The sequence below is a fragment of the Paraflavitalea sp. genome (assembly GCF_059502485.1).
In genome coordinates this window covers 2,580,347-2,602,067 of sequence record NZ_JCACET010000010.1, presented here as the reverse complement: position 1 = coordinate 2,602,067, position 21,721 = coordinate 2,580,347, and the positions used below count along the sequence as shown (strand labels likewise).

Annotated in this window: 19 protein-coding genes; 2 read left to right on the top strand and 17 right to left on the bottom strand. The window is 47.7% G+C overall.

The genetic code is table 11. From position 1 onward, the window contains the following. Nucleotides 1–2 precede the first annotated feature (2 nt). The 4 genes from AC5JBY_RS27535 to deoC all read right to left on the bottom strand — a co-directional run bounded on the left by AC5JBY_RS27535 (nucleotide 3) and on the right by deoC (nucleotide 4,304). The gene (locus AC5JBY_RS27535) at nucleotides 3–1,820 is read right to left on the bottom strand and encodes a CocE/NonD family hydrolase (RefSeq protein WP_495907894.1); all 1,818 of its coding nucleotides are present in this window, start codon (nucleotides 1,818–1,820) and stop codon (nucleotides 3–5) included. A 101-nt stretch (nucleotides 1,821–1,921) separates the two neighbouring features. After that, on the bottom strand, nucleotides 1,922–3,115 hold the full coding sequence (locus tag AC5JBY_RS27530; RefSeq protein ID WP_495907893.1) for a M20 metallopeptidase family protein: 1,194 nt from the start codon (nucleotides 3,113–3,115) through the stop codon (nucleotides 1,922–1,924). 59 nt (nucleotides 3,116–3,174) lie between these two features. After that, complete coding sequence (locus AC5JBY_RS27525) at nucleotides 3,175–3,597, bottom strand: SPOR domain-containing protein (protein ID WP_495907892.1); 423 nt, start codon at nucleotides 3,595–3,597, stop codon at nucleotides 3,175–3,177. Between the two features lie 32 nt (nucleotides 3,598–3,629). After that, on the bottom strand, nucleotides 3,630–4,304 hold the full coding sequence (gene deoC / locus AC5JBY_RS27520; protein WP_495907891.1) for a deoxyribose-phosphate aldolase: 675 nt from the start codon (nucleotides 4,302–4,304) through the stop codon (nucleotides 3,630–3,632). 159 nt (nucleotides 4,305–4,463) lie between these two features. On the opposite strand from deoC, the gene AC5JBY_RS27515 reads away from it, so the two are divergent. Beyond that, nucleotides 4,464–7,544 (top strand): amidohydrolase family protein, encoded by a 3,081-nt coding sequence (locus tag AC5JBY_RS27515; RefSeq protein WP_495907890.1) that lies wholly within the window; start codon nucleotides 4,464–4,466, stop codon nucleotides 7,542–7,544. Between the two features lie 21 nt (nucleotides 7,545–7,565). Then, nucleotides 7,566–8,876 (top strand): amidohydrolase family protein, encoded by a 1,311-nt coding sequence (locus AC5JBY_RS27510; RefSeq protein WP_495907889.1) that lies wholly within the window; start codon nucleotides 7,566–7,568, stop codon nucleotides 8,874–8,876. Between the two features lie 94 nt (nucleotides 8,877–8,970). Here AC5JBY_RS27510 and AC5JBY_RS27505 read toward each other — a convergent pair whose 3' ends face one another. The 13 genes from AC5JBY_RS27505 to AC5JBY_RS27445 form a co-directional block, all read right to left on the bottom strand. Next, nucleotides 8,971–9,411, bottom strand: coding sequence for an NUDIX domain-containing protein (locus AC5JBY_RS27505; RefSeq protein ID WP_495907888.1), 441 nt, complete (start codon nucleotides 9,409–9,411; stop codon nucleotides 8,971–8,973). A 27-nt stretch (nucleotides 9,412–9,438) separates the two neighbouring features. Continuing rightward, a complete protein-coding gene (locus tag AC5JBY_RS27500) occupies nucleotides 9,439–9,957 on the bottom strand; it encodes a pyridoxamine 5'-phosphate oxidase family protein (RefSeq protein ID WP_495907887.1) in 519 nt (172 codons plus the stop codon). 126 nt (nucleotides 9,958–10,083) lie between these two features. After that, nucleotides 10,084–10,761 (bottom strand): hypothetical protein, encoded by a 678-nt coding sequence (locus tag AC5JBY_RS27495; protein ID WP_495907886.1) that lies wholly within the window; start codon nucleotides 10,759–10,761, stop codon nucleotides 10,084–10,086. A gap of 70 nt (nucleotides 10,762–10,831) precedes the next feature. Continuing rightward, the gene (locus AC5JBY_RS27490; protein WP_495907885.1) at nucleotides 10,832–11,785 is read right to left on the bottom strand and encodes a hypothetical protein; all 954 of its coding nucleotides are present in this window, start codon (nucleotides 11,783–11,785) and stop codon (nucleotides 10,832–10,834) included. Nucleotides 11,786–11,859: 74 nt separating this feature from the next. Continuing rightward, entirely contained in the window at nucleotides 11,860–12,477 is a 618-nt protein-coding gene (locus AC5JBY_RS27485) for a helix-turn-helix domain-containing protein (protein ID WP_495907884.1), read from the bottom strand. 232 nt (nucleotides 12,478–12,709) lie between these two features. Next, on the bottom strand, nucleotides 12,710–13,627 hold the full coding sequence (locus tag AC5JBY_RS27480; RefSeq protein ID WP_495907883.1) for a UbiA prenyltransferase family protein: 918 nt from the start codon (nucleotides 13,625–13,627) through the stop codon (nucleotides 12,710–12,712). Continuing rightward, nucleotides 13,624–14,349: a BlaB/IND/MUS family subclass B1 metallo-beta-lactamase gene (gene bla, locus AC5JBY_RS27475; protein ID WP_495907971.1), complete on the bottom strand. Its 726-nt coding sequence runs from the start codon at nucleotides 14,347–14,349 to the stop codon at nucleotides 13,624–13,626. The genes AC5JBY_RS27480 and bla overlap by 4 nt, the downstream gene beginning before the upstream one ends. 23 nt (nucleotides 14,350–14,372) lie before the next feature. Further along, entirely contained in the window at nucleotides 14,373–14,858 is a 486-nt protein-coding gene (locus AC5JBY_RS27470; protein WP_495907882.1) for a phosphatase domain-containing putative toxin, read from the bottom strand. A 14-nt stretch (nucleotides 14,859–14,872) separates the two neighbouring features. Further along, complete coding sequence (locus tag AC5JBY_RS27465; protein ID WP_495907881.1) at nucleotides 14,873–15,442, bottom strand: hypothetical protein; 570 nt, start codon at nucleotides 15,440–15,442, stop codon at nucleotides 14,873–14,875. Between the two features lie 6 nt (nucleotides 15,443–15,448). Then, on the bottom strand, nucleotides 15,449–16,396 hold the full coding sequence (locus AC5JBY_RS27460) for a nitrilase family protein (RefSeq protein ID WP_495907880.1): 948 nt from the start codon (nucleotides 16,394–16,396) through the stop codon (nucleotides 15,449–15,451). 76 nt (nucleotides 16,397–16,472) lie between these two features. After that, nucleotides 16,473–16,901: a hypothetical protein gene (locus AC5JBY_RS27455; RefSeq protein WP_495907879.1), complete on the bottom strand. Its 429-nt coding sequence runs from the start codon at nucleotides 16,899–16,901 to the stop codon at nucleotides 16,473–16,475. A 101-nt stretch (nucleotides 16,902–17,002) separates the two neighbouring features. Continuing rightward, nucleotides 17,003–20,332, bottom strand: coding sequence for a preprotein translocase subunit SecA (gene secA, locus AC5JBY_RS27450; protein ID WP_495907878.1), 3,330 nt, complete (start codon nucleotides 20,330–20,332; stop codon nucleotides 17,003–17,005). Between the two features lie 312 nt (nucleotides 20,333–20,644). Then, complete coding sequence (locus AC5JBY_RS27445; RefSeq protein WP_495907877.1) at nucleotides 20,645–21,622, bottom strand: c-type cytochrome; 978 nt, start codon at nucleotides 21,620–21,622, stop codon at nucleotides 20,645–20,647. Nucleotides 21,623–21,721 lie beyond the last annotated feature (99 nt).

Sequence of the window (21,721 nt, the reverse complement as noted above, 5' to 3'; positions counted from 1 at the left end):
TGTTATCTGATCACCGATAGTTCAATATGCGAAGGCAATCCTGCTGTGCGATAGATCATGTGGGTTGCTTTTTGGAAGTCTGACTCCTTTGCTTCGAAAATATTGGGTACATATTTTTGCGGGTTGCGGTCTATGATAGGAAACCAGGTGCTTTGTATTTGCACCATGATTTTATGGCCTTTTTTAAATACGTGGTTGATGCTGTGGAGGTCGATGTTATAGTTTTCTACTTTGTTGGGTGTAATGGCTTCGGGGTGTTCAAAGCTTTTGCGATAACGGCCACGGAACACATCGTTGGACACCATGAACTGGTAACCGCCCATCTTGCGGTCTTTGGGATATTCGGCCGGATATACGTCTATCAGCTTCACAATCCAGTCGGCATCGCTGCCGGTAGTAGCGGCAAAGAGCCTGGCCCATAGCTGACCGGTTACTGTTACATCTTCCTGCAATACTTCCGTTTCCCAACTCAACACATCAGGCCGGTTGTGCACAAAGCGCTGGTCTTCGGTGAGCCAGGTGCGCCAGCGGGAGCCGGGACCATAAGTTTGTTCGATGGGCCTGGTGCGATAAGGCACCGGGCGGGATGGATCAGATACATAGCTGTCGAAAGCAGGAGCAGCAGACACAGGTGGTTTATCGAAAGAGAGTTTACCGTTGCGGTGGAAATACAGATTTTGTTTTACAGCTTCAGCCGGTGGCCATTGGTTGTAATTCTTCCAGGTGTTAGAACCTGTTTGAAAGGTAATGGCTTCTGCAAAGTTGCCATCTCCTTTGCCTTTGAGGTGGTAGCCAAACCAACGGGCTTGTATGTCTTTCCGGAAAGTAGGTCCTGTACTCGTATCAAAATTGATATTGCCCAGCGTATTGCCTGCGCCTCCTGCCCAACCCCCATGATTCCAGGGACCGGCCACGATATAGTTTTTGTTGCTGCGGTCTTTCTTCTCCAATACCTCATAAGCTTTCAGCGGGCCATAAAAATCTTCCTGGTCCCACCAGCCGGCTACGTGCATGGTATATACGCGTGGCGAATCGAGACGATATGCCAGTGATTGCTTTTGCCAGAAGGCATCGTAGTTGGGATGGCTGGCAAAATCATTCCAGGTGGGGATATGGTTGTGGAAGTATTTTTTATTGACGTTGGAAAGTGATCCTAATTGGAGATACCAATCGTAAAGGTCGTGCATCCCGAAAGGGAACAGGCTATCTGTTTTACCAGCCTCCTCCATAAACGCATATTCAAAACCATAGCTAAGGCGGAATGCGCCGTTGTGGTGAAAGTCGTCGCCCAGCCACATGTCGGAAGGAGTAGCCTGTTCTGAAACGGCTACCAATGCTGGATGCGGATCGATAGCGCCTTGCATGGTGGTCCAGCCATCGTAGGATATGCCATACATGCCAGCCTTGCCATTGTTATTGGCGATGTTTTTTAATAGCCATTCAAACGTGTCGTAAGTATCGGTACTCTCATCGATGGCTTTGAGGTCTTTCTTGTTGCGGCTGAAGCGTTGCATCTCGAACTTGCCTTCGCTCTTATAGCGGCCACGGATATCCTGGAATACGAAGATATAGCCATCATCGGCCAGGTCTTTGGTATAAGCACTTTTATCCGGTGCTCCGGCTCCGCTAACGCCATACGGTGTACGTCGCAACAGGAAGGGATATTTTTCACTCGCTGCTTTCGGCGTAAAGATGACCGTATTGAGCTTTACGCCATCGCGCATGGGGATCATGATCTCCTGGCGATCGTATTTGCTGTCAGCAGATTGGGCGTATGCCAACGTTGTCAGGAACAGGAATAAGGTAGTGAGACGTAGCATATGTAAAGTTCTTTGTTGCAGGTTACAAGTTTCAGGTTGCAGGGAAGAATGTCGGGCGGGTTTTATGCCCTGTAACTTGTGTCCTGTCACCTGTAACTGATCTAACTGTCAAGGCTCGCATTCGCTCCCAGCCAGGCCATCATACCCATACCTGTTTCGATGGCGCTTTCATCGATGTTGAAGGTGGGGGTGTGTACACCAGAGGTGATGCCTTTGGCTTCATTCATCACGCCCAGCCGGTAAAAGCAGCCGGGTATCAGTTGTGTATAATAGCCAAAGTCTTCCGCGCCCATCCGCATTTCAGTAGTTTCTACATGCTCTGCGCCCATGTAGTCTTCTGCCAGTTTCCGGGCCACGTTGTTCAGTGCTTCGTGGTTGTATACAGTAGGATAACCTACGTCGATGTGCAGGTCGATCTCTCCACCCATGGCGTGCACCAATTGCACTGCGTTGTTGCGGATCAGTTCATGTGCTTTAAAGCGCCAGGCTTCATCGAGTGCACGGAAGGTGCCCATCAGCTTTACTTCACTGGGTATTACGTTGGTGGTATGTCCACCTTGTATAGAGCAAATGGATAATACGGAAGGGGAGAGTGGGTTCCTGTTGCGGCTAATGATCTGTTGCAGGCTCACGATAAGATGTGAGGCGATAAGAATGGTGTCGACCGTCAGGTGAGGTGCTGCAGCATGGCCACCCTTTCCTTTGATGGTGATGTAGATCTCATCGGCGCTGGCCATTACCTGTCCGCCGCGGAAGCTAAGTTGACCCACTGCCAGTTGCGGATGCACATGCAATCCGAAGATAGCTTGTGGGGCGGGGTTGGTTAGTACTCCTTCTTTGATCAGGATGCTGGCGCCTCCGGGGTTGCGTTCTTCACCGGGCTGGAAGATAAGTTTCACCGTTCCTTCCCATTCATCTTTCAACTCCTGTAATATTTTAGCGGCGCCCAGCAGGCAGGTGGTGTGCACATCATGACCACAGGCATGCATGATGCCGTCGCGGGTTGATTTATAGGGAACATTGTTTTCTTCGAGGATGGGCAGTGCGTCGATATCGGCACGCAGGGCCACTACCCGTTTGTCGGGATTCTTTCCTTTGATCAGTCCAACTACGCCGGTAGTGGCCATCACCTGATAGGGGATACCAAACTCCTGTAGTTTTTGTTGTATGAATTGGGAAGTTTCTACTTCCTGGTAGCTTAGTTCCGGATGGGCATGTAAGTGATGACGGATGTCGATAAATGCCGGTGCATAGGTATTGGCCAGGTCTTGTACTTTTTGTTTCAGCGTACTCATGGCCCAAATGTAAAACATCTGGACGGAATAGATGAGACGTGAAGCGTGAAAGTAGGGGCTTAATTGGCCGCTGGATCTGGATTTACTTCAATAGTATCTCGTATCACATAAACACCGGAACTGAACAACTTCTGAATGGTAGGCAGGAAGTCGTCAGCATCTTTGCGTTCCTTGAAGTTCCCTGCTTTCAGTTTGTAGAAGGGGGCCTGGTACATGAGGTATACGTTCAGGGAAGGAAATTCCTGGTATAGCTTTGATTTAGCGGTAAGGGCTTTGTTGCGGTCATTGGTATTTACCACCAGGATGCGGAAGCCGGGTACAAAACGCCTGGCATTGCGGGTGGTTACCTCGTTGATCTCGATCTGTTTTTTTACCAGCAGGTCTATGCGGGGATCTTTGTGTACAACGATAGAATTCGTATCTGCCTGTGCAAAAGCCTGCACACTGATCAATGATATGAGTATAACGATAAGCCTTTTCATATTGCGTTGAGTTATCGGATCCTTCTTGTTTATTAATAACCGCTGGTGTTGCTTTCTTTTTCGCCTGTTACAATTGCTACGCTGGCACTGGCTCCCAACCTCGTAGCGCCAGCCTCGATCAGTTCCTTTGCAAAAGCATAGTTCCTGATGCCTCCGGATGCCTTGATCTGAATGGTAGACGGTAAATGTTTACGCATCAGTTGCACCGCTTCCACGCTGGCTCCTTTTTCGGCGTAGCCGGTAGAAGTTTTAACAAAATCTACATTGGCTGCGGCGTACAATGTACAACACTGTATGATCTCTTCTGCAGACAATATGCCACTTTCTATGATCACTTTCACCAACCGCCCTTGTTGGTGAGCCAATGTCACAATGGGTTCTATCTCCGCTTCGAGCAAGGCCGTAGCGCCGGCCCGTAAGGCAATGAGATTGATAACCATATCCAGTTCATCGGCTCCATCCTCGATGGCCTGTTCTGTTTCTGTCTGTTTGGCAGCCGGTGCCGAATAACCAAAGGGGAAGCCTATTACGGTAGCCACTTTAACGTTGCTGCCCGCTAAATATTTCTTTGCATGCATTACCAGGGGCGGCGGCACGCATACAGCTGCAAAGCCGTACTGCATTGCCTCGTCGCATAATTTTTTTATTTCATCTAAAGTGCTGGTAGGCTTCAACAGCGTATGATCAATATATTGGGCAATATTCATAGAAAAATGAGCAATTTTAGTCATTTGTCAGCAGGAAACAACGGCTATAAGCGTCTTATGGAGGTTATTTGCCGGTCAGGCAAATTTTATGGGGTCTAAATTAGTGCATTTGGTTAAATTGGACCTTTTTCGGCTCGAGATTATAAAACCAACCAGCATATGAGAAAACTCAGGCTTAGCCCCCGAGGGAAATCGCTTTCCCTGATGGGGTTGTTACTTGCTATTAAATTTTCCGCACTGGCCCAGGCCACTTTCCCTGTGAATGGAGTGGCTGATCCCAAAAACGGTTATTACGCTTTCACCAACGCTACGATTGTAAAAGATGCCCAGACTACGGTTGCCAATGCTACATTGGTGATCAAGGATGGCAAGATCGTTTCCGTAGGCGCCAACGTGGCCGCTCCCAAGGATGCGGTGGTGATCGATTGTAAGGGCAAATTCATCTATCCCTCTTTTGTGGATGCTTATTCCGATTATGGTATTACTGCTCCTACACGTCAGTTAGGTGGTGGTTTCAACTTCAACCAACCCGCCCAGCTTACTTCCAACCAGAAAGGTGCTTTCGGTTGGAACCAATCCATTCACAGTGATGTGGAAGGTGGCAAACTGTTCAATGCCGATGAAGCGAAAGCCAAGACGCTGCGTGATATCGGTTTTGGTACGGTGCTTACCCACCAGAAGGATGGCATTGCCCGTGGTACCGGTGCTGTGGTGACGCTGGCTGATGTAAAGGAAAACTTTACCATGGTAAAGGAAAAGGCTACTGCACATTATTCATTGAATAAAGGTTCGTCCACGCAAAGCTACCCTGCTTCCATGATGGGAGTGATCGCTTTACTGCGCCAGAGCTTTATCGATGCAGCCTGGTATAAATCCAATCCAGCTAAAGAAGGCACTAACCTCACGCTGAAAGCCTGGAACGACAACCAAAGCCTGCCACAGATCATGGAGGCCAACGATAAATGGAATGTATTGCGTGCAGACCGTGTAGGTGATGAGTTTGGTGTTCAGTTTATCTTCAAGGCTGGAGGTAATGAATATCAGCGTATCAACGAGATGACTACTACCAAGGCTGCTTTTATCCTGCCGCTGAATTATCCCGCGGCAATGGATGTAGATGATCCCAACGATGTTCGTTTCACCGGCCTCGATGATATGAAGCATTGGGAACTGGCGCCTGGTAATGCTGCTGCTTTTGAAAAAGCTGGTATTACTTTTTGCCTTACTACTTCCGATCTGGGCAATGTGGGCGAATTTCTCGCCAACCTGCGCAAAGCGATCGAGTATGGTTTAACGGAGACCAAAGCGCTGGAAGCGTTGACCAAAACGCCTGCTACTTTGCTGGGTGTTTATGATAAGACCGGTAGCCTCGATGCAGGCAAGCTGGCTAACTTCCTCATTACCTCCGGCCCCATCTTTCAGGAAAGAACAGTGGTGTACCAAAACTGGGTACAGGGTTACAAATATGGAGTGAAAGAAGATGGTTGGTACGATGTGAAAGGCACCTACAAACTCGTAGCTAACACTGCTGGCGGTACTAAAAATTATACAGTTGAACTGAAAGATGGCGGTACTGCTACTTTCACTGAAAGAGATACCCTCACTGGTAAATATACCTATGATGGCAAACTGGTGAAGCTGAGCTTTACAGAAGGCCGTGGTCCACGCGCTACTGAAACAGTAATGAGTGGTGTGGCCAGTGGCAATGTGTGGAACGGTGCAGGCCGCGATGGCGGTGGCAACAAGTTTACCTGGACTGCTACTTTGGAACAAGCAGCTGTTGCCAAAGCTGATTCTGCCCGTCCTAAAATGCCTTTGCAACTGGGCAAGGTTACTTTCCCCTTCCTCGCTTATGGTGCCGAAGAAATGCCTAAGCAGGAAACTATCTTAATTAAGAATGCTACAGTTTGGACCAATGAAAAGGATGGCAAACTGGAAGGTACCGATGTATTGGTAACCGGTGGTAAGATCTCTAAGATCGGTAAGAACCTGTCTGCTACTGGTGCTAAAGTGATCGACGGTACCGGCAAGCATTTAACGCCGGGTGTTATTGACGAGCACTCGCACATTGCTGCTGCCTCTATCAATGAAGGTGCACAAAGTGTTACTTCTGAGGTGCGCATTGCTGATAACCTGAACCCTGAAGATATCAATATCTATCGCCAGTTGAGTGGCGGGGTAACTTCTTCTCATATCCTGCACGGCTCTGCCAATACGATCGGTGGTCAAACGCAGCTGATCAAATTGCGCTGGGGTGCTGATGATGAAGGATTGAAGTTCAAAGGTTCTGATCCTTTCATCAAGTTTGCCCTTGGTGAGAACGTAAAGCGCAGCAGCTCTCAAAACAACAACCGTTTCCCCGATACGCGTATGGGTGTGGAGCAGGTATTGGTAGATGCTTTCCAGCGTGCAAAGGATTACGAGAATGCCATGAAGGCCAAGAAGCCTGGAGTGCGTCGTGACCTGGAGCTGGATGCACTGGTTGAGATCATGAATAAAAAACGTTTCATCACGATGCACTCTTATGTGCAAAGTGAGATCACTGCCGCGTTGCGTGTAGCTGATAAATTCAATTTCCCCATCAACACTTTCACGCATATCCTGGAAGGCTATAAAGTAGCCGACAAGATGAAAGCACAAGGTTCCAATGCTTCTACTTTCAGCGACTGGTGGCAGTATAAAATGGAAGTGGTAGACGCTATCCCTTACAATGCGGCTATCATGCAACGGGTTGGTCTGAACGTGGCTATCAACTCTGATGATGCTGAGATGGCGCGCCGTCTGAACCAGGAAGCTGGTAAGATCGTGAAGTATGGTGGTGTTACGGAAGAAGAAGCGCTGAAGATGGTGACGCTGAACCCTGCGAAAATGCTGCACGTAGATGATAAAGTGGGCAGTATCAAGGTGGGTAAAGATGCTGACCTCGTACTGTGGAGCAACAACCCGCTGAGCATTTATGCAGTAGCTGAAAAAACAATCGTTGACGGTACGGTATTTTTTGATCGCGAGCGCGACAAAGAATTGCGTGCTCAAGTACAGGCGGAGAGAACAAGGCTGATCCAGAAGCTGGCAGCGGCCAAGCGTACTGCACCCGGTGGTGGCGCTGGCGGCGGTGGTGGATTTGCACGTCCACGTCCCCGCTATGAAGTGATCCAGGCTTGCATGGACCACCTGCACAGCCATGGTCTGCTGGCACTTACTGAAGAGGAAGCTGCTGAGTTGCTTAACGAAAACAAATAACCCCTGTAAATGAACTGAATTATGAAAAGAATATTCTTCACTATATTGATGGGCTGCTGGATGGTAACCAATGTTACTGCCCAGGAGAGCATATATCCTGCGCCTGCCCAAACGCAAACTATTGCGTTGACCAATGCTACGGTACACGTAGGTAACGGTCAGGTTATCGAGAACGGCATGGTCGTTTTCTCAAAAGGAAAGATCGTTGATGTACGTGCTACTGCTTCTATTGCCGATGCAAAGGTGATCGACTGTAAAGGCAAGCACATTTATCCCGGTCTTATTTTATCTCAATCCAATCTTGGTCTGGTAGAAGTATCGAGTGTACGTGCTACTAATGATGACAGCGAGTTGGGACAAATGAACCCTAATATCCGCTCACTGGTAGCTTACAATACCGATTCTAAAGTGACGCGTACGTTGCCTAATAATGGTATCCTGCTGGCCAACGTAGTGCCTGATGGTGGTATTATTTCCGGTAGCTCTTCTGTGGTGCAACTGGATGCGTGGAACTGGGAAGATGCAGCTTACCTGCCTGACAATGGCATTCAGTTGCGTATGCCTTCTTTGATGTTGCGTGGTGGTGGCCGTGGTGGTTTTGGCCGTTTTGGTGGTCAGCAGCCCGCTGGTGATCCCATTAAGCGGGCACTCGACCAGATCGAAGGTGTTAAGGCCTTCTTCCGGGAGGCAAAAGCTTACCAGGCGGAAAGCGCGCATGAAGAGACCAATTTGAAATATGAAGCAGTGAAAGGCCTGTTTACCAAAAAGCAGAAGCTGTTTGTTCATTGCAACATCGTGAAGGAAATGCTGATAGCGATCGATTTCGCAAAAGAGTTTGGTTTCGACGTAGTGATCGTTGGTGGCTCTGAAAGCTACCAGATCGCTGACCTGCTGAAAGCGAACAATATCGCGGTGATCCTGGGCCAAATGCACAACCTGCCTACGATGGTGGATGATGATGTCGACCAGCCTTACAAAACACCTGCTGCTTTGCAGAAAGCGGGTGTACTGTTTGCCATCAACGATGAAGATGGTAACACCCGTCAGCGTAACCTGGCTTTCAATGCCGGTACGGCCGCTGCTTATGGTCTTACCAAAGAAGAAGCATTGTCTGCAGTTTCACTCAATGCCGCTAAAATATTGGGTGTAGCTGATAAGACTGGTTCTCTTGAAACTGGCAAGGATGCCAACATTGTAGTAAGTGATGGTGACCTGCTGGATATGCGCAGCCAGATTATTCAGTATGCGTTTATTCAAGGTCGCGAAGTAAATCTTACCGACAAACACAAGCAATTGTACGAGCGTTACAAATACAAATATGGGTTAAAGTAAGTTTAATCCGTACCCCTATTTATTAGCCGGGAAGGCAGTAAGGCGTTAAGCGATTTTATAATTGCTAACGTCTTACCGTCTTCCCGGCAATTTTTTATCTCATAAAAGGCGGAGCTGTCGTGTCTAATGCATCTTCCAGCCAATAAGGATTGACCAATGCGAGTTCTTCCGGTATAGCTTCCTGCGGAAAGAAGCGCAGTTCAGCTGTTTCTTCATTGGAAAAGCCTGGCTGTATATCCTGTAGCAGCCTCACCTCAAAATAGGACGTAACGTATTGAACGGTCCTGTCGGTATAGTGATAGGTTTGCGAAAGCGGCGATGAGTAAATGCCGATGAACCTTTTGATGTCTGCCTGCGCGTCTGTCTCTTCCTGTATTTCGCGCAGGATAGCATCGGTAACGCTCTCTCCAAACTCCACATGGCCCGAAATAAGACCCCACTTCCCCACATCTTTGCGGCGCTGCAACAATACTTCGCCCTGCTGGTTGAACACGATGGCTGCCACTGCCGGCAGTATCTCTTTCCTGGTATGCATCTGTATTCGTTTCCGTAAAGATAGCAATCACCGGGAGTTTACCTGCAGGTCACCTTCCACGCCATCTTCCATGGTCTTATTGCTCACTACGGATGCCAGTATCTTGAGGAAGGAGATCATTTTTCCGTGTTTGGTATCCCAATAATGAGCTCGTTGCGGTATTACTTCAATCACAGAAATATAGGGATCATCTTTACCATCTTTGAACCAGGCTTTTGCAATGGGGGTCCAGAGTTCTTCTATTTTTGCTTTATCGCGTGTGGCGATTGCAGAACCTTCAATGCACATGTAGTTTTGCTTGCCGGGATTGGAATAAAGCAAGTATACTTTGTTGTACTCATCTATCTGTTCGTCTTTATTACTACGACGGTCGCTGAAGAACCATAGGTGGCCGTTGTCATCAATAGATTGTGTGCCCATGGGCCTGAACTGAAGACTTTCTTCCTGTCCTTCGGCGAAGGTGCAAAAGAGGCAAACTTCACCATTGCCCAGTTCCTGCATCTTTTTAATAGCTTCCTGATCTGTAAGATTTTGTATATCGCTCATAACTTATGTTTAGCGCTATACATGCAGAACGGATGCCAGCAGGTTTGTGTTGTAATTCAGGAACTGTGTTCCATCCTGTTAAACAAGAGGTAGTATAGTTGGGGAATTTATGGGCCAGGTATATTATTACTGGTTGAGGAACGCAAATAATTCTATAAGCCCCTTCTCGTTTTTCAGCTTAAGCTTTTTGGTGTCTGCTACATTTTTAATGGCGTCGCCATATTTGGGCAGGGCACACAGGTAGTCTTTGTCTTTTTTGACTTCTGTGATTTGCCCGTCGGGCAGCAAGGCGTACAACATTTCTTTGATCTGGTTGCTGCGACGTTCTTCCGGTACATCTTCTTTGTAAAGGCCAATGGTTTTAGCCCGGCATTTCAGTAGCTCGTATTTGCCGTCCACTACTACTTCATAGAATGTTTCGCTGGTATTCTTATGTATAGCAGGGAATCCATTTTTATAAGTTACATATCCGCTATCGCCTTTTATGATCAGCATGAGCGTGAAAGAGGCTACAGGGTTGTTGAACTCCATCGTGAGGTTGTTTTGCAGATAGTATAGCTTTTCGCCAAACTCGTCAAAGAGAAGGGGCACAGTCATGGAGGGGGCTCCGTTCTTAAAGGTCACTATGCCGGGCGACCATTCCTGGCTGAGGAATTTAGCACGTACTGTCTCGCTTTCCGGTACATCCGGCAGTCGGCCTATTGCTATGGGGCGACCGGCTGATCGGGCATCGGCGCCCAATCCCTGGCCCAGCACGGTAGCAGTGATCAACAGCAGGGCCCATGCTGCAAGCATTTTTCTCATGTGACTGTGTTTATCTAAATATACTGAATTCGGGCGAGATTCCGGGATAAGCGCTGCCGTGATGTTATATTCAAAATAGCTTAAACTGTTTGTTGCGGGTATCCAATACCAATATATTTGATATGAATAATTTGTTGCCCGTCATGCCGCCTATTCCCATTTTCATCATCTGGTTTACCTGCGTGTCGCTAACGCCTTCTATCCAGGTGGCGTGGCGAAGGGGAATGGTATGACCCGCTAATGTAATGCTGTCGGTGGTGGTGATCGTATTGGCTATTAAGGTTTTCCCCCAGGATTGTACGGGGTAGCGGACCGTTAGTAAGGTGTCGGCAGCCAGCTTGCTGCAGGTGGCTTTATCGGTGAGCAGTTCAAAGGCACTGGAGCCGCTATCGAAATACAGGATCGTTTTTTTGCCGGCCACTTCCGCCGGCAACAGGATGCGACGCATAGAAAAGTGGAACCCGGTGGTGATACCTTTTTGAAAAGCTGCTGGCAGGCTATCTGAAATGTGTAGTTGTTGCCGTGGATAATCGATTACTACTACTTTGTTATCGATCAGGTCAGTGCCAAGGGTGCCGATGATGATGGGTGCGCGTTTGTTTTTCCAGTCAATAGTTGTGCTGTCGAATGTACGGACAGGCACCTGGCGGGCAGTAATGGAGAGCGACCCTGCTTTGAAACGGAAGTTGCTGAGGCTGTCGCCAACATTGCGCAGTGCAGTGGTAGCGGGGTATTTCCGATAAATAGCCTGTAGCTTGTTGCCATAGAAAAGGGTATAAGGAGACCCCGTGTCAAATTGCATGTAGAAGGTATGCGGACAACCGGCAATAGTGACCGGGATGAGAAGGGCTGCGTATGGGTTCCATTGCCCGGCGAGTGTATCTCCATTCCAGCGCAATGGCAAAGTATGGTTACCGGCAGCAAGGATTAACTGATTGGCCGGAAGGGAAGGAGGTATTTGTGCCTGGGTGCTTTGCAAACAAAAGATGGATAGCAGGGCCGGGAATAATAGGCGTTTTTTCATGCAGGCAAGTTAGGGCAAGAGTAGCCGGAATGTACCCGACATTCGCCCGACATTTACCTGACATGTGCTGTCAATCAATTATTTACATAATAATTGCGGCTGTTATGCCTGATCCTGATAGCCGTAAAAAAGATGATAAAAGCGTTGAGGATGTACATGCCTGCAAACACCCAAAGGTAATTGAGCAGGTGGCTTTTGTCGAACCAGGTGGCTTGTACCAGGTTGTAAACAAGCGTGAGGAACATCAGAAAATGGGTGGAAACGGTCCAGTAGATCTGTTGACGGATAATACGCTGACCGGTAGTTTGAAGAACATCGTCTTTATCCTTTCTCTTCTTCAGCAGGAAAATAGGAATTAAGAAATGTATAAAAGGTACTACGAGGTAAGAGAATGCTGAGAGATTGAGTAGCTGGAGGAAGTGACGGTTTTCTGTTGGCTCGGCTGGCTTTTCTTCCTGCACAGACAGGTAAGCCGTACAAACTTTATTGAGACAAGACCTTACCGAGATAAAGTCTTCCAAAGGCATACCGAGGGCTGCGGCTATAGCTTTCAGGGTATAATCGCGTGGAATGCTTTCATCACTTTCAATACGTTGTATGGTGCGTACGGTGACGGATGCTCTCTCTGCCAGTTGTTCCTGTGTAAGGCCTTTACTCTTCCTGGCGCTTACTACTTTACTTCCGAGACTCATAATAGTAGAACTTCATTAGGGTACTCCATAAGCAAAGCCGGTGCCACCGGCTTATTGTTATACTCAGGGGTAGCTTGCACAAAGATAGTAGCGGAAAATCAATACCAAAAATCCTGTGTGTGGCGGATATAGGTTCTTACTTACCGGCTATAATGGTTTATGTAGTATAAGCCATTATTTATGAGTCGTTTAAATAATTGTCAAATTTACTTTTTACCCAAATACCATTAGGTTAAAAATAAACCATGGCGATGGTACCGCAGAGCGCTTTTACCAGCATAAGGCCGTCGATGATGATGAGGTAGTAGAGGATGGATTGACGGCGGTGCATAGACCAGGCCACTGCGATCAGGGCGGCAAAAGGGATGATGTTCAATGCTATTTTCATAAAATGAAAATGGCGGAGCATGGCGTAAGATACAAAGGACATCAGGCCAATGACGCACAGCGGAATGATGATATAGAAGATGGTATTGCGCAGGCCCACCTTCACCACAAAGGTCTTGAGCTGCCGGTTGTAATCGACAGCATAGTCCTTGATGTCGAACATGATGCACAGTACTGTGATGAACATGAAATTCTTAATAAAGAGAAAGAGGCCTACGAGGGTGGGCTGAAAATGTAGCCCATAATCGATGCTGTAAAATAATACGGGGTAGACAGTCACCAATCCTGCCCAGGCAAAGCCTATTACAAATGGTTTCAGCCAGCCTGAATTGCGCAGGTTGTACCTGCCCAGCTTTTTACTGTTGATGCCATAATACAAAGCTGCAGTAACGGGAAAGATCAATATCAGTCCCCAGTTTTGCCAGGACATCCATTTGATGGCCTGCCAGTTTTTGTACAGAAATATCCCTCCTCCTACTGCGACTATGATGGTAAGTATGATCTGTGAAAAAACTACCCACCGTTTGAACTCAATGTACCAATTGGTTCTTTGGTTGCTGGTGACAGCTTTATTATCGGTAATGTAGGCGCGTGTATAGTAGAGTACGGTAGCGCAAAAAACGATGGTATAATATAACAGGTTGTTCAGCGGGTATTGTTGCTGCAGGCTGGCTTCAATGGACAAGGCTACGGCGCATAGTCCGTAGAAATAGTTCCCAAAGAAAATAAAGCGGATGGCCGCCTGCCAGAAAGGGCGTTTCATGGTTTATGGTCCTTTAGCAATTGCAAGGTATGCTGTAATGACCGATTATCCTGCCATCCATCATGCCCGGGTATCACATAACGTGGGTTGGGAAATTTGCCCATAACCTTGTGAATGGATGCGGGCCATGCCTGTACGTTGGCATCCGACAGGTTGCCGAGGCCGGTGGCTTCTGTGCTCTTAACGAAGCAGCCGCCATACAGCACTTTTTCTTTATCAAACCAGATCACTATGTTGTCAGGGGCATGGCCCGGGCCGGGATAAAAGACCTGGAATGGATGGTTGCCTATGTTGAAAGTCGTGTCTTGTTTAAAGCGAAAGGCGGCAGGTGCTATGTTGTGTTGTTTACAAAGTGCCCAGGTTTGTTGGGTAGACCAGGTGGGGATGCCTTTGCGTTGCAGAAAAGATAAGCCGCCAGTCCTGTCTTCATGGAAGTGGGTGGAGATACAGAGCACTACTTCTTTATGGTGACGGGACTTGATGCTGTCGAGCAAAGGCTGGTATTGCGTCGTATCCCAGGGAACGTCGATCATGATCGCGCCTTTGCTGGTAACCACATACATGCTATTGGAAGGGACATAGTTCTTGCCGTACAGGTTGTAAGTAGTATAAACATAGAAGTCGCCGGTGAGGTGAGTGATCTTGAGCTTGGGCTCGGGTGGTGTTTGCGCGTGCAATTGCAGCGTGAAGAGCGAGATAATTATGGCGAGTAGTGTGATGATGTTTTTCATACTGATAATGTCGTTTATTGTATGCGCTTTAACCATTTTTCCTGTTCTTCAGTATCTGGTACTTTAAGTCCACGTATTTTGCTGATATGTGATAACACTTCGTTTGGTCTGTACCCTGCTTTCAACAATATGCAAGCTGCCATGATAGATGACCGCCCGATGCCCATTCTGCAATGAATAACGACCGGACTGCCATTATTGATCTTTTCGGTCAGGGCTTCTATCAGCGTTTTTGCTTTCTCCGTTGATACAGGGATGCTTCTGTCTGTGATGGGAAAATTAATGTATTCTATGGCATTGGCTGTACATGTTTGCTGTTGGGCATTCAATCCCAGTTCAGTAATCTCCTGTTGCTCCAGTAATGAAACCAACACCTGAACGCCTTGCTTCTTTAGCTGAGCAATCTCCTGCGTGAGCCAGTCGCCCCCACGTGGCCGGGCCATAATACCCAGCTTGGCGGCATTGTTGAACTGGTGTAGCCAATAGACTTTTGTGTACATAAGTGTAAGTTCTTTTAATCGCCGTCTTCAAATTCAAGGACCTGTTGTACGAGAAAGATGCCGGCAAATAGGAGTAACAGGTTGTTTCCATGCAGCTCTATTTCTCCTTCAAACGGGGAATTGCCTACCTGTACTGTACGTAGTGAGAAGAAAGTAGGTTTGTTGACTCTAATATGATAAGTTGCTGCTTCCACGATATTGCCTACCCATATAGTAATATGTTGTTGTTTGTCGTTTTTAGGATATGTATGTGCTGTTTTCTGGGTGAGATACATACTGTCTCCCAGAAAAAGCTTGCCGAAAGGAGTGGAAGGTCCTGTATAATCCCTCCTGTCATAGCCGCCTATTGCCTGGCCATCTTTTTGATCTACGATGGGGTAGAGAGTTTGACGAAGGAGCTTCCGGACGTAATTAATACGTATGTCTCTTTCTCCGAAAGCTAAAAAAGAAACTTCATCACTATAAAAGAAGCGTCCGACATTTTTCTCCGCTTCCGTAACTGTAAACATAGAGCAGAATTCCAGTCTGCCATATCCCGGCATGTAACGGTTTTCTACCAGCTCTTTTTTAATGGTGAAGTGCATAAGTGCCTATTTCTGTAACCATACTACCTTTTGCTCAGCAGTATGTTCTTTTCCAATGATGTCACGATACAGGTCAGGTCTGCGTGCCTTTATGTATCGGTGGCCACCTGCCTGAGTAAGTTTCTCCGGTGTGATGGTGGCAGTTACAATATCGTCACCTAATGTACGGCATTCTGCAATTACATCCCCAAACGGATCGATGATCATGGAACAGCCGTTTTTCAGTTGGTCATCGTCCATGCCGATGGGGTTGGAGAAAACGGCGTAGATCGCATTGTCATAAGCGCGGGCTGGTAACCACTTCATGAGCCAGTCGCGGCCTTTCATGCCATCAAATTCCAATCGGAGAGAAGTAGGATCGGCTTCGCGGTTTTCCCAGAGCACCGGATCGACAAAGCCTGCGCCGGGTCGGGTAGAAGGTGTACACATTGTTACGTGAGGCATGAAGATAACCTGTGCGCCCAGCAGCGTGGTGGCTCTTACGTTTTCAATGATGTTGTTGTCATAGCAGATCAGGATGCCGCATTTCCAGCCATGCAGGTCGAATACGCAATATTGATTGCCGGGTATAAGGTAGGGATTAATAAACGGATGTAGCTTGCGGTATTTTGCAATGAGGCCGTTCTTGTCAACGCATACGTACGCTTTGAAGAGATTGTCCTGCTCGTCTTTTTCAAACAGGCCGGCGAGTACAGTGATATTATGCTTCGCTGCGATCGTCTGCAACCGTTTAATGCTTGCTCCATCGGGGATCGGCTCTGCAATGGCCAGCATTTGTTCTTTGGTAAGCTGCCGGGCGAAGGTGTAGCCGGTGATGGAGCATTCATGGAATGCAATTACATTAGCTCCCTGCGCTGCGGCTTTTTGCGCCAGTTGATCTATAATGGAAAGGTTATAGGCTTTGTCGCCGCTTTTGTTTTCAAATTGTGCGGTAGCTATTTTCAGATTCTTCATGGCTTATGAAAGATTAGTAAGCAAATGTATTATTGATTTGTGATCAACAAACTGCCTCCTGTCTTTTAATGATTTTTTATGATAATGACCGCCTGGTAATAACGAGGAAAATGGGTACAAGTGTAAGAATGAAAAGCGGGATGTAAAAGATCATGCTGATAGATATTCCACGGCGGAAGGCTCCATCATGCGTGAAATAATAAATGCTTAGCCATAAGAAAAGCAATCCGAGTATATGCAATATCATTTTACCGGTTCTTTTCTCCTTTTTTAATAACATAGAGAATGCAAGGGCTATCTGCCCCAACAGACTGCTTATTGCAAAGGCATGCCAGGGATCTTTGAAGGGAGATAGTAAGGATGTATGCAATCTCAGTTCTCCGATATCGGTGAAGCTAAAAATTTCAATTATACCCAAAGTTGCAACGCCATGTCCGGCGCCTACTACAATAAAGAAGTGGACGATGATCGTCCATATTATAAGTCGGTTATGGCTGCGTATCATAAGGAAAAGCGGAAGATAGGCTAATTCAGGTAGGGTAGTGACGTTGCCAAACAAAAAAGCATCCACTTGCGTGAATGCTTTTTATAATATTATAACTGAAATTATTGTGCGTCTTTGCCGTGGCAGTTCTTAAACTTCTTACCGCTACCACAAGGACAAGGATCGTTGCGGCCAACCTTGGGGCCAACACGTACTGGTTCCTGCTTTACAGGAGGCGTAGAAGGATCATAGTAATCGTTCTCGTTAGCTGCATAGTCATCACCACGACGGTCGATCTCTTCTTTGTTGGCCGACATGCGGCTCATATCGGTCTTTTCTTCACGTCCTTCCCTGATCTGCTGCGGGTTCTGTTGTTCTTGCGGTATGTTGGCGTGGCACAGGAAGCTGATGATATCTTTGTTTACATCACTGTCCATGCGCTTGAACAGGTCGAAGGCTGTGATCTTGTAGATCACCAGCGGGTCTTTCTGCTCCAGGTAAGCTGTTTGTACGCTTTGCTTCAGATCGTCCATGGCACGCAGGTGCTCTTTCCAGGCATCGTCGATAATGGCCAATGTGATCTGGCGTTCCAGCGCGTTGGTCAGCTCACGGCCGTTGGTATCAACGGTTTTGTTGAGGTTGGCCAATACCTGCATGCCTTTCTTCCCATCAGTGAATGGCACCACTACGTTTTCGATATGGTTACCCTGTGTGGTGCGTATATTCTTGAATACCGGCACTGCCTGTTGCTGCACGTCGGTCAGCTTACGCTGATAGCGGGCAATAGCCTCAGCATACAGCTGGTCTGCCAGTTGATTGGGATTGCCTTTACTGAACTCCTCTGCTGTGATAGCGCTATCGATACCAAAGTTTACGATAGCAGCCATCTTGAAGCCTTCATAATCGTCCTGCTCCTGGAATGAACTGATCAATCCTTCTGCTACAATGTAGAAGGCATTATCGAGGTCAAGAGCCAGACGATCACCAAACAGGGCGTGGTTACGTTTCTTGTAGATCACGTTCCGCTGTTTGTTCATTACGTCATCATATTCCAACAGGCGCTTACGAATGCCGAAGTTGTTCTCTTCTACTTTCTTTTGTGCACGTTCGATGCTTTTGGTCACCATACTGTGCTGGATCACTTCGCCTTCTTTGTAGCCGAAACGGTCCATGATGGAAGCGATACGCTCACTACCGAACAAACGCATGAGCTCATCTTCCAGTGATACATAGAACTGAGTAGTACCAGGGTCACCCTGACGGCCTGCACGACCACGCAACTGCCTGTCTACACGACGGCTTTCGTGGCGTTCTGTACCGATGATGGCCAGACCACCTGCTTCTTTAACGCCAGGTCCGAGCTTGATGTCCGTACCACGACCGGCCATGTTGGTGGCGATGGTTACAGCGCCGGCCAGGCCAGCTTCTGCCACCACCTGTGCTTCACGGGCGTGTTGTTTTGCGTTCAATACGTTGTGTGGGATCTTCTTGCCCGCCATCATCTTACTCAGCAATTCACTCACCTCTACTGAAGTGGTACCTACCAGTACGGGACGGCCTTCATTACGCAGCTTTTCTATTTCATCGATAACGGCCTTGTACTTTTCACGTTTGGTCTTGTATACCAGGTCTTCGTGGTCTTTACGGATGGCGGTTACGTTGGTAGGAATAGTCACTACATCCAGCTTGTAGATGTCCCAAAGCTCACCGGCTTCGGTGATGGCTGTACCGGTCATACCGGCCAGCTTGTGGTACATACGGAAGTAGTTCTGTAAGGTGATGGTAGCATAGGTTTGTGTAGCCGCTTCGATCTTTACATTTTCCTTCGCTTCAATAGCCTGGTGCAAACCATCACTGTAACGGCGTCCATCGAGGATACGGCCTGTTTGCTCGTCCACGATCTTTACCTGGCCATCCATTACTACGTACTCTATATCCTTATCAAATAAAGTATAGGCTTTCAGCAATTGTTGTACGGTGTGGATGCGGTCGGCCTTGATGGTATAGTCGTTCAGTACGGCTTCTTTGCGTTGTAGCTTTTCTTCGCTGTCCAGCTCTTCTTTTTCAATCTCTGCCAGTTGAACACCAATATCCGGCAGCACGAAGAACTCAGGATCTTCTCCTGATTTGGTGATGGCCTGGATACCTTTATCGGTCAGTTCTACCTGGTTGTTCTTTTCGTCGATATGGAAAAACAATTCCTGGTCTACTGTCGGCATTTGCTTTTGCTGATCGGCCAGGTAATAGTTTTCTGATTTCTGTAGTTTCACCCGCACGCCTGGTTCGCTCAGGAACTTGATCAGGGCGCTGTTTTTGGGTAAGCCACGGTAAGCGCGCATCAGGGCCAGACCACCACTCTTGGGTTCATCATCGCCTGCTTCAAATAATTTCTTGGCTTCGTTCAGGTATTTGTTGGTAACCTGTTTCTGCATACCTACCAATGCATCTACCCGGCTTTTCAGGATATGGTATTGCTGATCGTCGCCACGGGGCACCGGACCTGAGATGATCAAGGGGGTACGGGCGTCGTCGATCAATACGCTGTCCACCTCATCCACCATGGCAAAATGGTGCTTGCGTTGTACCATTTCTTCGGGCGTATGCACCATGTTATCACGCAGGTAGTCGAAACCAAATTCGTTGTTGGTACCGTACGTAATATCGGCCTGATAAGCCTTGCGGCGGTCGGCACTATTGGGTTGGTGCCTATCGATACAATCTACAGTGAGGCCCAGCCATTCGAAAATGGTGCCGTTCCACTCAGAGTCACGTTTGGCGAGGTAGTCGTTCACGGTTACGATGTGAACACCTTCACCGGCCAGTGCATTTACATAGGCGGGGAGGGTAGACACCAGGGTTTTACCTTCACCCGTGGCCATTTCAGATATCTTTCCTTCATGGAGTACAGTACCGCCGATCAGCTGTACATCGTAGTGCACCATGTTCCAGGTAATGGGCGCGCCGCCGGCATTCCAGGTATTTTTAAAGATGACTTGATCGCCTTCTATACGGATATATTCTTTCTTTACACTCAGGTCGCGGTCGAGCTGGGTAGCAGTAGCTACGATCTCGGTATTTTCCTTGAAGCGGCGTGCTGTTTCCTTGATCACGGCAAACGCTTCCGGCAACAATTCTTTCAGCACTTCTTCGATCTGCTTATCCCGGTCCTTGATCAGCTTATCTACCTCCTGGTAAATAGTATCCTTGCCGGTGATATCGCTGACAGGCAATTCCTCGGCTTGTTTATTCAGCCCGGCAATCTCTTCATCGATCTTTTGCAGGTGGGCCTTTATACGTTGGCGGAATTCCTGTGTTTTATTCCTTAACTGGTCGTTGCTCAGTGACTGGTAGGCAGCAAAGTGTTGATTGATCTGCAGCACAATAGGCTGGATACTTTTAATATCCTTCTCCGATTTACTGCCTCCGAACATTTTCGATAAAAAACCTAACATGATTATAAGCTGGTTGAATGATTTAATCAAAATTAGCGCTCACTGGTCCTGCTGATCCGTACGGGCACAGGGCTTTGTAAACACCTGCAGAACCTGTGGGCCATTACTGTTGTCAAAAAAGGTGCTATAGTTTGATAACGAGCCAATTTGACAGGACGTCAAAGGTAAGGAAAAGCGGTGGGAGTGAAAGCTGACGATTGGTGGTAATAGGTTGCACTTATTACGGGCAAAAAGGCAGAAAAAAGGGTCCAAAATCCAGCGCCTGAATTTTGAACCCTGCTATTGATAATCAGTGGGTAAGGGATATGAAAATTATTGTTTGTTGGCCACTACCACCTCTTTGATCTCGTTTTTCACGGGTTTCAGGCTATTGAGGTATTTATAAAGGGCTTTCAACTCATCATCACTCATACGGGAGAAGGAGGGCCAGGGCATGGGGCTGTGCTGGATGATCCTTCCCTGACGGAATCTTTTGATGAATTGTTCCTGCGACCAGCCATACAGCCTGCCGGATTGATCGGGCGTAAGGTTGGGAGTGAGGACGGAGTAATTTTCCGGATCTACGACTGATTCCATTTTGAGCCCGCCGGCAAACTCGGGCCCGATAGCGGCGCCGGTCATCATATCGCGGTTGGTGTGGCAGCCCACACAATTGGCCACGCTGTTGGCGATGTATTTACCATAGGTGGCGGTGGTATCGCGGGGAATGCTTTTGGGTACTTCACCACTGGGACCTACCGGTTTGATGAGAAAGGCGTTTACGACCCTGCCCATCGCGAATATCTCATGGTCGGGCACTTTATGTTTTACGGGTTGCTGGCTGCGCAAAAATGAGAGGACGGCGGTAAGGTCTTCGTCAGTCATATCATGAAAAGGCATAAAGTTCAGCCCGGCTGTGCCGTCGGGCCTTACGCCATAGCGCAACATGCGGGCAATTTCTTTATCGGTCAATTTACCGATGCCTGTTTCCATATCGGGTGTGATGTTGCGAACATAGATATTGGCAATGGGTAATTTGAAAGGCATACCACCGGAAAGGGCTATTTCCTGACCTTTCAATAGCAGCTCGCGTGCATTGGGATCGCCATGGCAATCGGCACAGTGTCCAGGGCCATAGGCGAGGTACCTGCCGCGCGCAACAATGCTGCTATCGGTTGATGCCTTGAGATCAGGGTAGGGGGCTTCGAACTTCAGGTTCTGCCTGAATGATACAGTAATTATCAGGATGATGATAAGTGTGGCAATAACGATCCCTGTCCACTTAAGGACTTTCTTGATCTTCTTGATCATGTTGTTTGTTTTAGATGGCTGTTACGGGTTATAGGGTAAAAGATTAGTGACGCAAATGTTGCACTTAAACAGGCGTTGTGAAAGTGGAAGGAGGATGGA